Genomic DNA, 13073 nt, shown 5'->3' with positions numbered 1-13073 from the left:
TTCACAGGCCGGTCGCTAACCTGCGCGCGGTAGATCTTCCAACAAGAGCCCCTGTCTATGTCTGCGCTGCCCCCATCCGCCATCGAACTTGAGTTCGCCCGGCGCTACGATCAGGAACACGCACGCGTCTGCCTGCAGCCGCAACCCCGTGGCCTGGCCGGGCGTCTGGCGTTCTGGCGCGTCGAGCAGTTGGTGCGCAACGCGCTCAAGGTTGCCGGTGAACCGGGTTTGCTGCTGGACGTGGCTTGTGGTGTCGGGCGTCTCTGGCCGGTGCTGGCCGAGCACGGCAACCGCGTGATCCTGGCGTCCGATCCGTCCCAGGACATGCTCGATCACGCCCGCACTCATCATCCGCAGCAGCTGCTCGAGCGGATCAAGACCTTCCAGAGTTCGGCGTTCACCATCGGATTGTCGGCGAACGCGGTCGACAGCATGATTTGCATGCAACTGTTTCAACATATCGCCAGCCCTGAACACCGGTTGGCCATGTTGGGGGAGTTCCACCGCGTCAGTCGCGACACGGTAATTGTCGCGGTTCGCCTTCAAAGCCGCTTGCGGCGCCGACCGTCCGCTGCCGAGGGCGCTACGCCCAAGCCACTGGCGAATAAGGCTATGGTGGAAGCTGAGTTCAGGCAGGCGGGGTTCAGCCTGCTCAGTCATCAGGACTTCTTTCCCGCTTGCGCGCGGATGCGGGTCTACGTGCTGCGCAAGACCGGTTAACCTCCCTTCGTCAGACGCTTCTTGCTCTTTTGTAGGTGTTTTCGCTAAAGCTCTTGTGCAGTGGATGCGCGGAAATCGCCGGGGGCGATATATACTGCGCGCCATTCTTCAAGGGAGAGCCGTGTGGCCATCGATATTCACTGGATTCGCGACAACGATAGCCTCGGTCAGTTTTGCGCCGAGTGGCAAAACCTGCCATTCGTTGCCCTCGACACCGAATTCATGCGGGTCGACACCTTTTATCCGATTGCCGGCCTGTTGCAGATCGGCGATGGCGTACGCGCTTACCTGATTGATCCGCTGACCATCGACAACTGGCAACCCCTGGCCGCGCTGCTGGAAAACCCGGCCGTGGTCAAAGTCGTCCATGCGTGCAGCGAAGACCTAGAAGTTCTGTTGCGCCTGACCGGCAGCCTGCCGGCGCCGCTGTTCGACACGCAACTGGCCGCCGCTTATCTGAACCTCGGTTTTTCCATGGGCTACTCGCGGCTGGTGCAGGAAGTGCTCGGCATTGACCTGCCCAAGGGCGAGACCCGTTCCGACTGGCTGCAACGCCCGCTGTCCGACACCCAGATCAGCTACGCCGCCGAAGATGCCCTGCACCTGGCGGAAGTGTACGTACGCCTGCAACCGAAGCTGTCCGAAGACAAATACAGCTGGGTGCTGGAGGACGGCGCCGAACTGGTGGCCAACCTGCGCCGCGAGGTCGATCCGTACGAGGTCTATCGCGAAGCCAAACTCGCCTGGAAACTCTCCCGCGCCCAACTGGCGGTATTGCGTGAACTTTGCGCCTGGCGCGAGCACGAAGCCCGCGCCCGGGATCTGCCGCGCAACCGCATCGTCCGTGAGCATTCCCTGTGGCCGCTGGCACGGACGCAACCGGACAACCTCGGCGCGTTGGCGAAAATCGAAGACATGCACCCGCGTACCGTGCGTCAGGACGGTGAATTCCTGCTTGATCTGATCAAGCGTTCTGCCAGTGTGTCGCCGGATCAATGGCCGCCGGCCGTGCCGGAGCCGTTACCGGTGGACGCTGCCACGCTGATCAAACAACTGCGGGCCATCGGCCAGGCCGAAGCCGAACGCCTGAACATCGCGCCAGAACTGATGCTGCGCAAGAAAACCCTGGAAGCGCTGCTCAAGAGCGGCTACCCCAATGGGCCTTACCAATTGCCTGATTCGCTGCGTGGCTGGCGCCGCGAATTGATGGGCCAGGCGCTGCTCGACAGCCTGGCCACCGCCGGAGAACAGCCTTGAAACGTATTTGCTCCATCTATCGCAGCCTGAAGAAAAACGAGATGTACCTCTATGTGCTCAAGAGCGATGCACTGGAGCGCGTCCCGGAATCGCTGATGGCGGCGTTCGGCAAGCCGCATCACGCCTTCGACCTGGTGCTGAGCCCCGAGCGCAAACTGTCGCGCGAAGACATCACCGTGGTCCTGGAAAACCTTGAGAAACAGGGTTACCACTTGCAGATGCCGCCAGCCGAGGACGAGTACATCGAACACTTGCCCGAAGAGCTGCTGCGACGCAACGACCCGATGTGAGCGGCGGACAGGTTCTGTTCAGAGCCTGTATGAAACACTGGAATGATTTTGGCGACGGCCGCCGCGACAGAGCGGCGGCCGTTTGCACTGTTTTCGAAAGGTTTGAACCATGCGCGTTCTGATTGCTGAACACGACCACCCTGTGTACGCCCAACTGTTGCGTCAGGCTGCGCCTGAGCTGGAAGTGCTGACCAGCGGTGACTCCGCCGAACTGGCCCGCCAGGCAGCGGATTGTCCGATCTGGCTGGGCCAGCCGGACTTGCTGGCCAACCTGCTGCGTCAGGGCCACCAGCCACAATGGCTGCAATCGACCTGGGCCGGCATCACGCCGCTGCTGGCCGACGGCCTGCCACGCCACTATCGCCTGACGCGGGCGGTGGGGATTTTCGGCCAGGTCATGGCTGAATACGTGTTGACTTACATGCTCGGCCACGAGCGCGAAGTGCTGGCGCGATTGGTCAGCCAGGTCGAGCGCAAGTGGGACAACCGCCTGGGCCAGAGCCTGGCGGGGCGCAAAGTGTTGATCGTCGGCACCGGCGACATCGGCCAGACCGTGGCGCAGTTCCTCGTGCCGTTTGGCGTCGAGTTGTATGGCATCGCCAGCGAAGCGCGGGAGCAGGCGCCGTTTGTCGAAGTGGGCGCGCTGACTGACTTGCCGCGCCTGGTGGGTGAAGTGGATTACGTGATCAATCTGCTGCCCAATACGCCGAATACCCACGACCTGTACGACGCGGCGCTGTTCAAGCAATTCAAGCCGACTGGCGTGTTCATCAACGTCGGGCGCGGCGTGGCGGTGGTTGATGCGGACTTGGTGGAAGCCTTGAAAGAAGGGCATCTGGCGGGCGCGGTGATCGACGTCTGCCGTCAGGAGCCACTGCCACAACGCCATCCGTTCTGGACCGCCTGGGGCTTGCTGTTGACCGGCCACAGTTCGGCACCAACCTCGCCATCGATGATGGTGAACCTGTTTGTCGAGAACCTGCGGGCGTACGAGGCGGGTGAAGCGTTGCGCGGGGAAGTGGATTTCAATCGCGGGTACTGAACCCACGATGATCGTTCCCACGCAGAGCGTGGGAACGATCAGGTTCGGGGCTTAGAGGGTGAAGGTGCCTTCTGCCGCGAGTTCGCTCAACGGTCGACGCGGGCTCGGTTCCTCCCGCGCTTGCAGGTATTCCGCCAGGGTTGCCTTGTCGCCCAGCTTGCCAACGGCCACCGCGGCATGCAGCGCATAACCCTCGGGAATGTTCAGCTCTTTGCGCGTCAGTTCCTGGTCGAAACCGGCCATGCCGTGGGTGTGCCAGCCGCTGAGGCTCGCTTGCAGCGCCAGGTGGCCCCAGGCCGAGCCGGTGTCGAAGGTGTGCCACAACGCCGGGGTTTCTTCGGTGGCGCCCGGTGCGGTGAAGGTGGTTTTCGAGATCACGATCACCAGCGCCGAGGCGTGTTGCGCCCAGCCGCGGTTGAATTCGTTCAGCAGACCGAGGAAGCGCTCCCAGTTTGGCGTGTCGCGACGGGCGTAGAGAAAGCGCCAAGGCTGCGAGTTGTAGGCCGACGGCGCCCAGCGCGCGGCTTCGAAGAAACTCAGCAGGGTTTCTTCCGGGATGGCTTCGCCGGTAAAGGCCCGTGGCGACCAGCGATCGGTGAACTGTGGGTGAATGGCATATTCGGCAACGCGTGGATTGGCACTCATGCAAAGATTCCTTGCTAGATTTGAGTCGGAGTCGAAGTAAAAACCAGCGGCCACAGTTGAGCTGAGCGATGAGGTTTTCGTGAGCCGTGGCAGTTCACCGGAATGCAACGCGGTTGCGCGTTAATGGCCTTCGGGTTTGGCTCGTTGCGACTGGCAAAGCTACTTCGCGGCGCGGCAACTGACAAGTGAAGTTCTACCGACAGTCGCCAGCGCTTGGCCCGCAAGGCCTTGGGCACTAGACTGGCGGCCTTTTCACCACCTGATGTTGATGCTTGAGCCATGGTTGCCAAAGTCGAACCGTTCTGGAAACGCAAAACCCTCGATCAACTCGATTCGCAGGAATGGGAATCGCTGTGCGACGGCTGTGGCTTGTGCTGCCTGCAAAAGCTCGAAGATGAAGAAGACAACAGCGTCTACTACACACGTATCGCCTGCAAACTGCTGGACCTGAACACCTGCCAGTGCACGGATTACCCGAACCGTCGCGAGTTTGTGCCGGACTGCATCCAGCTCACGCCGGGCAAGGCTGAAGAATTCCGCTGGCTGCCGCCGACCTGCGGCTATCGGCTGGTCAGCGAAGGCAAGGACTTGCCGCTGTGGCATCACTTGGTGTGCGGCGATCGCGATGCGGTGCACCACGAACGTATTTCCCAGTCCGGGCGCATGCTCGCCGAAGGCAGCGTGCCGGAAGATGACTGGGAAGATCATCTGATTTTCCGCGCGGGTTAAAGGTCCACCGGGCTAACGTGTCACGAAGGAGTGTGTATGGCTGTGGGATTGCGGCTGGCGTTGGCCGTCGGGGCATTGGCCCTGAGTTCGTCGGTGTGGGCGGCGAAGAAGGTCGATCTGGATTATCACGTGCGCCTGTTGCCGCAAAGCGATCAGGCCGAAGTGCGCCTGACCCTGGCCCAAGGCTCGGCGGTGCGCAGCCTCGATTTTGACCTGGGCGACGGCAGCCACTACAGCGACTTCAAGGCCGACGGCCAATGGCAGCTCACACCGGGCAAAACCGCTCGTGGTGTTTGGCATCCGGCAGCGGACAAGGCCAGCCTGACCTACCGTGTGCACATCAGCCACGGGCGCAAGAACGGCAGTTTCGACACGCGCATGACGCCAAATTGGGCGTTAATGCGCGGCGACGACCTGGTACCAGCGGCCAAGCTCGATCAGCAGGACGGTATCGAACTGGTGTCACGCCTGGAATTCGAATTGCCCAACGGCTGGAAAAGCGTCGAAACCGCCTGGCCGCGCATCGGCAAGAACAAATTCCGCATCAATAACGTCTCCCGCCTGTTTGACCGGCCCACTGGCTGGATGCTCGCCGGCCACCTCGGCAGCCGTCGTACCCGGTTGGGCGAAACCGAAGTCACCGTCGCCTCGCCACTGGGGCAGGGCATGCGCCGCATGGACGTACTGACGTTGCTGACCTTCGTCTGGCCGCAAGCCCAGGCCGTGTTCCCGCGTCACCCAAGCAAACTGCTGATCGTCGGCGCCAACGACCCGATGTGGCGCGGCAGCCTGGCGGCGCGGGAATCGATCTACCTCAACAGCCGTTTGCCGTTGGTCAGTGAAAGCGGCACCAGCCCGCTGGTACGGGAGCTGGCCCAAGTGTTCGGGCGGGTCAACGACAGCCAGCACAGCGACTGGATCAGCGAAGGCCTGGCCGAGTATTACGCCATCGAACTGGTGCGCCGCGCCGGTGGCATGAGTGATGAACGGTATGAGAATTTGCAGAAGAAGTTGGCCAAGGACAGCCAGAAGGTGACGACGTTACGCGGTTCGCAGATCAGCCCGACGCAGATTGCCAAGGCCGTGTTGCTGCTACAGGAACTGGATCGGGAGATTCGCCTGAAGACCCGCAACAAGCGCTCGCTCGATGATGTGCAGCGCGGGGCGATGCATTTGGAGAGTGTCGATACCAAGGAATTCGTTCAACTTGCCGAGAGCGTGATTGGCGAGTCTTCCAAAGTCCTCGATACCGAGCTTTTGAACTGATCGTTCCCAGGCTCTGCGTGGGAATGCAGCCCGGGACGCTCCGCGTCCCTTTCAGCGCTGGAACGCGGAGCGTCCCTTGAGGCATTCCCACGCGGAGCATGGGAACGATCGGGGAACGGGATCAAACCCCGGTTTTAGGCGATTTCAAAGAATCATTGCCGGTAACGGTCGCGGTCTTGGTTGCCGCCTCTGCAGCCGCCTTCAACTGATTCAACTCTTCGCCCGCGCGCTGAATCTTCGCCCGCACGTTGTTCATGTCCTGACGGCTTTTCTCCAGCAGGCTTTTCACCGAGCTATGCCCGGTAATGCCACGGGCCAGGGCCACGCCGCCGATCGCCACTTGAATCAAGCCAAACACACCGCCGCGACGCAGGCCCTTGCCGACCATCACCACGCCGCCGGCCAGGGAACCGATGCGCTCCCAGCCCTCGACGTTCTGTTCGTGGTGAGTCTGGAACGGGGTGGATTCGATGCGCTCTACGCGTTTGAGTTCGCTCATGATCTGTCTCCATGCGTTCAGGAATGATAGTTAGCTGACTGCCCGGGGCGGCCGCTTGTTCCATCCAATGTGCGGTGATTCAGCGGAATTTCGACCCCGAGCGCGTATTCAATCCCTTGGCCATGCGGTCGTACAACACGACGTTGACCGTGGCCGCCAGGTTCATGCAACCGGTGGTCGGGATGTAGACCACGTCTTCGCACCAGTCGCGGATCTCTTTATCCAGCGAGCCGTCTTCCGGGCCGAAGATGTAGAGGGCGCGATCCGGATGAGTGTATTCCGGCAGCGAGCGCGCGCCTTCGACCAGTTCCACGGCGACCGGCACACAGCCGAGCGGCAGGATCTTTTTCAGGTCGTCGATGCCGATCAGCGGGATGTCGTAGTGCACGCGCTTGGTGTCGGTGACGAAGTCGGCGGCGCGCTCATAGCGCTTGCCGGTGTAGAACACCGACGCCACGCCATAACAGCCAGCGGCGCGCATCACCGAACCGACGTTCTCCGGTGACTTGGGGTTATACAAACCAATGCAGCTGTACCGTTTGTCTGCCACGAGCGGGGTGCCTTCGGGAAAAAGAGGGCGATTATACGGGGATTGGCCGGGAGCGGGCAGTTTCGGGATTGGCGGTGCCCGGACGCCGCAATCCTGTAGCAGCTGCCGAGCCTGCGAGGCTGCGTTCGGCTGCGAAGCAGTCGCAAACCCTGAAAACGCAATTTAACTGGAACACCGCATTGTCTGGTTTTACGACTGCTTCGCAGCCGAACGCAGCCTCGCAGGCTCGGCAGCTGCTACAAGGAGTGTGTCGTCGTCATCCACCCCCCACCCAACGCCACCACCAACCCGACACTCGCCTGCAACTGCCGTGTCTGCAACGTCTGCAACCGCCGCTGCGCCTGCAACGCCGAGGTCTGTGCGGTGACCACATCCAGATAATTCACCGCCCCCGCTTCATAGCTGTTCATCGCCAAGGTCTGCGTGCGCTGAGCCGCCTCGACTGCCGCTTGCTCATCCTCGGCCTCCCGTTGCAGATCGCGCAGTTGCGCGAGGTTGTCTTCAACCTCGCGCACCGCCCGCAGCACCTGACTACGGTAATGCGCAGCCGCTTCTTCAAATTCGGCCTTGGCCTGGCGCTCGTTGGCATCGAGGCGACCACCGTCGAAGATCGGCAGATTGACCAGCGGCCCCAGCGCCCAATAGCGATTGCCGGCGGCCAACAGGTTGCCGCTGCCCGCGGTTTGCCCGCCGAGCAGGCCGGTGAGGCTGAAGTCCGGGTACCACGCGGCGCGGGCGACGCCGATGTTGGCGTTGGCGGCAAATACCCGACGTTCGGCGGCCGCGATGTCCGGACGGCGTTGCAGCAGGGTGCTGGGCAGGGCGCCGGGGACCGAAGGTACGTCCAACGCTTGGTTGCTTGCACTGAGCTGGAAAACACTCGCCGGCTCACCCACCAACTCTCCAATCGCATGCTCGGCCAGATCCCGCTGCGCTCGCACATCGTCCAGTTGCGCCCGAGCCTCGGCCAGTTGGCTTTGCGCGCGGGTCAGGTCAAGTTCCGAGGCGATGGCGCCTTCGTAGCGGTCGCGGGTCAGTTGCAGCGCCTGGGTGTAATCGTCGAGGGAGCTGGCGAGAATCGTGCGCTGGGCATCCAGGCCATTGAGCTGGATATACAGCGTCGCCAATTGCTGTTGCAGGCTCAGCCGGGCGGCGGCCAAATCGTCTGCCGACGCCTGGGCCTGGGCATCGCCCGCCGCCACTTGGTTGCGAATTCGCCCCCATAGATCGAGGTCGAAGTTCAGCGCAAACCCGGCGGTGTTGCTGTTGTACACCGACGGCTGATTGCTGCCGCGCAGCGGTTTGCCGTCCGACTGACGCTGGCGCAACGGTTGGGCACTGGCGGTGATTTGCGGGAACAACCCGGCATGTAATTGACCGGCATAAGCCTGCGCCGCATCAAAGTGCGCGAGAGCCGCAGCGAGGTCTGGGTTGGCCTTGAGTAATTGCTGTTGCAGGTCGTTCAGGCGTGGATCCTGATAAAGCTGCCACCAGTTCGACGTCAAGGGCGGCGTTTCTGCCAAGTGCCACGGACCGTCGCTGGTCTGTTCGCGATACTGCGCCGGCAAGTCGATAGCCGGCACCTTGTAGGTCGGCGCCATCGAACAACCTTGCAACGCCAGCGCCATGATCAGCAGCTCAAGCCTTGGGCGCATGAACACCTCCGGCGTCGGCCAGCTGCACGGCATCGCCTTCGCGCAGGGCATCCGGCGGGTTATCCACGACGCGGTCCGCAGGTTTCAGGCCTTGATCAATGACCAGCCGCTCACCCAGATCCAGACCGATATGAATGTCGCGCAAATGCACGTGGTTATCCGGGTCGAGCACCGCCACCTGCGTGCCCTGGGCCCGGAAGATCAGCGAACTGGCCGGAATGCTCACACCGTGGGTATCCGCCGGAATTTGCAGCGTCGCCTCGGCATAGTCGCCGGGCAACAACGCGCCTTCCGGGTTATCCGCGACAAACTGCGCAAGCAAGGTTCCGGAGCGCCGGTCAACAGCCGTCGAATCGCCGATCAATCGCGCGGTAAAGTGCTCGCCGGGGTGTTCCGGCACGATCAGTTCGGCTTGCATGCCGGGACGAATCACGCTGGCGTAGTTCTGCGGCACCGGCACGTACAGGCGCAGTTGATGGGTGTCGGCGATGTCGAACAGTTGCGGATCGCTGTCGTTGTCAGCCTTGATCAACTGGCCGATGTCGGTGTTGCGCGCGGTGATGGTCCCGGCGAACGGTGCACGGATGGTCTTGTAATCCTCCAGCGCCGACAGTCGCGCGTAATCGGCAGCGGCCGCATCGGCATTGGCCTTGGCAGCAGCGGCGTTGGAGCGTTTTTCATCGGCCTCCTGACGCGACACTGAATGGCTCGCCAACAGGTTTTGCCAACGGGTCGCAGTGGTCTCGGCCAGGCGCGCGTTGGCCTGTTCCTGGATCAACCGGGCGTGGGTTTGCGCCACCTGTTGATCGAGGTCCGGGCTGTCGATCTCGGCCAGAATTTGCCCGGCCTTCACATGAGCCCCGATGTCGGTTTTCCAGTCCTTGAGGTAGCCGCTGACCCGCGCATGGATCGGCGCTTTGCTCCACGCCTCCAGATGCGCCGGCAAGCGCAAGCTATCGCCATGCACGTTCTGCTGCGGCTGGAACACGCTGACCAACGGCATGGCCGCAGTTTCGGTCCAGGCCGCCACGGCTTTCTCGTGGCGAGTGCGGGCGGCCAGACCGTTGGCCACCAGCAACGCGGCCAACGTCAGGCCACCGACCCCAACCCACATCAGGCGTTTGCGCGACGGTTTTTGATTAGACATGACTGCTTTCCCCAGAAAGGTTTTCTTCAGCAATAGCGCGAGAGGATTGACGTCCGTGGACCAGGCTGAACACCACCGGCACGAACAGCAGAGTGGCGGTGGTGGCGAGGATCAGCCCGCCGATCACAGCACGGCCCAACGGCGCGTTCTGTTCTTCGGACAGGGCCAGCGGCAACATGCCGATGATCATCGCCAGGGCGGTCATGCACACCGGGCGGAACCGGGTGTAGCCGCCTTCGAGCGCAGCCTTGAGCGCGTCGCCATGTTCGGCCAGGCGTTCACGGCAGAAACTCACCACCAGAATCGAGTTGGCCGTGGCCACGCCCATGCACAGGATGGCCCCGGTCAGCGCCGGCACCGACAGCGAAGTGCCACTGAGAAACAGCATCCACACAATCCCGGCGAGCGCGGCGGGCAGGGCGGTGATGATCACGAAGGGATCGACCCAGGACTGGAAGTTGACCACGATCAGCAGGTAGATCAGCACCACCGCGCCGAGCAGGCCGAAGCTCAAACCGCTGAACGCTTCGTGCAGCGCATCGATCTGCCCGTGCAGGCTGATCACCGCGCCTTTGGGCCGCATCGAGGCCGTGTCATCCAGCACTTTCTGAATGTCCTTGGCCACGCCGCCGAGGTCGCGGCCCTGCACATTCGCGTACAGGTCGAGGGTCGGCATGATGTTGTAGTGACTGACCACCGCCGGGCTCTGCACCCGGGAAATGCTCGCCAAACCACCGAGGATCTGCGATTGCCCGTCACTGCCGGTCACCGGCAAGGCCTCCAGCGACGGCAGGCTGTCGAGGCGATATTGCGGCGTCGCGGCGACCACGCCGTAGGACACGCCGTTGGCCGGGTTGAGCCAGAAGGTCGGCGCGGTTTGCGAACTGCCAGCGAGCGACGCGACCATGCTGTTGGTCACATCGCGCTCGGTGATGCCCAGGCCATTGGCCCGCAGCCGATCGACGTTGACCTGCAACGACGGATAACCGGTGGACTGCTGGATGCGCAAGTCAGCGACCCCGGCCACATGTTGCAGACGACGTTCAAGCTCCACGGCGTAAGCACGGTTAGCCGCATCGTTCGGTCCGGAGATTTTCACGTCCAGCGGTGCCGGTGCGCCGAAGTTGAGGATCTGGCTGCTGATGTCCGCCGGCAGGAACGCAAAGTGGCTACCGGGAAAACTTTCCGGCAACGCTTCGCGCAGGCGTTTCACGTAATCGGCGGTGGGGCTGTGCTCGGCCTTGAGGCTGACCTGGATGTCACCGTCCTGCGGGCCGATGGTGCCGCTGTTGCTGTAGGCCATGTCGATGCCGCTCAGCGGGATGCCGATGTTGTCGACGATGGTGTCCAGTTGCTCGGCCGGAATGATCTCGCGGATCCGCGCTTCGATGCGGTCGAACGCCGCCGCGCTTTCCTCTATTCGTGTGCCCAGCGGCAAGCGCACATGCAGCGACAGCGCGCCAGCGTCGGTGGCGGGGAAGAAGTCCTCGCCCAGGCTTGGGAGCAGCGCAAACGAGGCGAGCACACAGGCGAGGAACCCGAGCAGGAACCGCTTGCGGTATTCCAGCGCCAGCTCCAGCAAGCCGAAATAAGTGTCCCGCAGATTGGAGAAGTGCCGCTCGAAACCCTGCTGGAAATTCAGCACTCGCTGCAGCAATGGATGATGGGTTTTGCGGTGCTGCTCGCCCTCGTGATGATTAATGAACTCATCTTCCGGATGATGACCAGGACCTTGTTCCGGCCTATGAGGTTTGAGCAGGAACATCGCCAACGTCGGCACCAAGGTTCGCGACAGAATGAAGGAGCTGGCCATGGCAAAAATAACCGCCAGCGCCATCGGCCGGAACAGGTAGCCGGCGATGCCTTGCAGGAGGAACATCGGCACAAACACGATGCAGATGCACAGCAGCGACACGAACGCGGGGCCGACAATCTGCTTGGCGCCGTCGAGGATCGCGGTCTTCACCGCTTTGCCTTGTTCCAGGTGCCAATTGATGTTCTCGATGGTCACCGTGGCATCGTCCACCAGAATCCCCACCGCCAACGCCAGCCCGCCGAGGGTCATCACGTTGAGGGTCTGGCCGCTGGCGGCGAGCAGGGCGATGGCCGACAGCACCGCCAGCGGAATCGACGCGGCGATGATCAGCGTTGAACGCCAACTGCCGAGAAACAGCAGGATCATCGCGCTGGTCAGTAACGCGGCGATGATGCCTTCCTTCGCGACGCTGCCCACCGACTGTTTGACGAACACCGAGGCGTCGCCCAGCAGGGAAGTCTTCAGCGACGGCGGCACGGTTTCGTTGATGCGCGGCAGCATCTGGCGAATGCCGTCGATGATCGACAGCGTGGAAATATTGCCATTCTTCAACGCCGGCATCAGCACCGCGCGGCGGCCGTCGACCCGCACGATATTGGTCTGCGGTGGCGAGCCGTCGCGCACGTGGGCCACCTGGCCAATGGTGATCAGCGCGCCGTCGACGGTCTTGATCGGCAGGTCGTTGAGCTCATCAATGGCTTTCGGGCTGTTGTTCAGCAGCACCGTGTATTCATTGGGCCCGAGCTTGGCGGTGCCGACCGGGATGATCTGGTTCTGCGCGGCCAACGCATTGCCGACGTCCTGGGCCGACAGCCCTTTGGCCGCCAGGGCCTGCGGGTCGAGGTCGAGGGTGATCTGGCGTTGTTTGCCGCCCATCGGCGTCGGAATGGCCAGGCCCGGCACCGAGGTCAGCGGCAGGCGGATGTTGTTCTGCACCAGGTCGCGGATCTTCGCTTCCGACAGCGTCGGGCTGGAGAACGCCATCTGCAAAATCGGCACGGTCGAGGCGCTGTAGTTGAGGATCAGCGGCGGGGTGATGCCCGGTGGCATCTGTTTAAGCACGGTCTGCGACACCGCCGTGACCTGGGCGTTGGCGGTGCGAATGTCGACGCCGGGCTGGAAGAAAATCTTGACGATGCCCATGCCCGGCAGCGATTGCGACTCGATGTGCTCGATGTCGTTGACCGTGGTGCTCAGGGAGCGCTCATAGGTGTAGATCACCCGCCCGGCCATGTCCTGCGGCGCCAGGCCGTTGTACTGCCACACCACGGCGATCACCGGAATGCCGATGTCGGGAAACACATCAGTGGGCGTACGCAGGGCCGCCATGGGCCCGATGATGCAGATGAAAATTGCCAGCACGATAAACGTGTAGGGCTTGAGCAGTGCGGTCTTTACCAGCCCGAGCATGCCGTAAACCTCCGAGGTCTTGAAATGCAATTGGCCGGCAGTCTTGC

At 62.5% G+C, this 13073-nt stretch carries 12 protein-coding genes; 6 read left to right on the top strand and 6 right to left on the bottom strand.

All coding sequences use genetic code 11. The annotated features are described in order from the left end of the window. Positions 1-57 precede the first annotated feature (57 nt). From HKK52_RS13110 to HKK52_RS13095, 4 genes are all read left to right on the top strand, one after another. Positions 58-720, top strand: a complete 663-nt coding sequence (locus HKK52_RS13110) for a class I SAM-dependent methyltransferase (RefSeq protein ID WP_169371165.1) — start codon at positions 58-60, stop codon at positions 718-720. Between the two features lie 123 nt (positions 721-843). Then, positions 844-1977: a ribonuclease D gene (gene rnd / locus HKK52_RS13105; protein WP_169371164.1), complete on the top strand. Its 1134-nt coding sequence runs from the start codon at positions 844-846 to the stop codon at positions 1975-1977. Then, a complete protein-coding gene (locus HKK52_RS13100) occupies positions 1974-2267 on the top strand; it encodes a YcgL domain-containing protein (RefSeq protein WP_133837473.1) in 294 nt (97 codons plus the stop codon). The genes rnd and HKK52_RS13100 overlap by 4 nt, the downstream gene beginning before the upstream one ends. A gap of 109 nt (positions 2268-2376) precedes the next feature. Next, positions 2377-3309 carry a D-2-hydroxyacid dehydrogenase gene (locus HKK52_RS13095; RefSeq protein WP_169371163.1) on the top strand — a complete coding sequence of 311 codons (933 nt, stop codon included), beginning with the start codon at positions 2377-2379 and terminating at the stop codon, positions 3307-3309. Positions 3310-3360: 51 nt separating this feature from the next. On the opposite strand, the gene HKK52_RS13090 is transcribed toward HKK52_RS13095, so the two are convergent. Beyond that, positions 3361-3954: a nitroreductase family protein gene (locus tag HKK52_RS13090; RefSeq protein WP_169371162.1), complete on the bottom strand. Its 594-nt coding sequence runs from the start codon at positions 3952-3954 to the stop codon at positions 3361-3363. Positions 3955-4233: 279 nt separating this feature from the next. Between HKK52_RS13090 and HKK52_RS13085 the strand changes: the two genes are divergently transcribed. Together HKK52_RS13085 and HKK52_RS13080 are read left to right on the top strand one after the other, a co-directional pair. Next, the gene (locus HKK52_RS13085; protein WP_169371161.1) at positions 4234-4683 is read left to right on the top strand and encodes a YcgN family cysteine cluster protein; all 450 of its coding nucleotides are present in this window, start codon (positions 4234-4236) and stop codon (positions 4681-4683) included. Between the two features lie 36 nt (positions 4684-4719). Next, positions 4720-5949 (top strand): hypothetical protein, encoded by a 1230-nt coding sequence (locus tag HKK52_RS13080; protein WP_169371160.1) that lies wholly within the window; start codon positions 4720-4722, stop codon positions 5947-5949. A gap of 121 nt (positions 5950-6070) precedes the next feature. Here the strand turns inward: HKK52_RS13080 and HKK52_RS13075 are convergent, their stop codons facing one another. The 5 genes from HKK52_RS13075 to HKK52_RS13055 all read right to left on the bottom strand — a co-directional run bounded on the left by HKK52_RS13075 (position 6071) and on the right by HKK52_RS13055 (position 13026). Further along, on the bottom strand, positions 6071-6448 hold the full coding sequence (locus HKK52_RS13075; RefSeq protein ID WP_169371159.1) for a YgaP family membrane protein: 378 nt from the start codon (positions 6446-6448) through the stop codon (positions 6071-6073). Between the two features lie 79 nt (positions 6449-6527). Next, positions 6528-6998, bottom strand: a complete 471-nt coding sequence (locus HKK52_RS13070; RefSeq protein WP_169371158.1) for an RNA methyltransferase — start codon at positions 6996-6998, stop codon at positions 6528-6530. Positions 6999-7234: 236 nt separating this feature from the next. Further along, on the bottom strand, positions 7235-8653 hold the full coding sequence (locus HKK52_RS13065) for an efflux transporter outer membrane subunit (RefSeq protein ID WP_169371157.1): 1419 nt from the start codon (positions 8651-8653) through the stop codon (positions 7235-7237). Beyond that, on the bottom strand, positions 8637-9800 hold the full coding sequence (locus HKK52_RS13060; protein ID WP_169371156.1) for an efflux RND transporter periplasmic adaptor subunit: 1164 nt from the start codon (positions 9798-9800) through the stop codon (positions 8637-8639). The genes HKK52_RS13065 and HKK52_RS13060 overlap by 17 nt, the downstream gene beginning before the upstream one ends. Further along, a complete protein-coding gene (locus HKK52_RS13055; RefSeq protein ID WP_169371155.1) occupies positions 9793-13026 on the bottom strand; it encodes an efflux RND transporter permease subunit in 3234 nt (1077 codons plus the stop codon). Before HKK52_RS13055 ends, HKK52_RS13060 begins: the two co-directional genes overlap by 8 nt. Between the last annotated feature and the right edge of the window lie 47 nt (positions 13027-13073).

Origin of the sequence: Pseudomonas sp. ADAK2, from assembly GCF_012935755.1 — a bacterium.
In the GTDB taxonomy this organism is placed as follows: Bacteria; Pseudomonadota; Gammaproteobacteria; order Pseudomonadales; family Pseudomonadaceae; genus Aquipseudomonas.
This window is presented reverse-complemented; position numbering and strand designations above follow the sequence as displayed.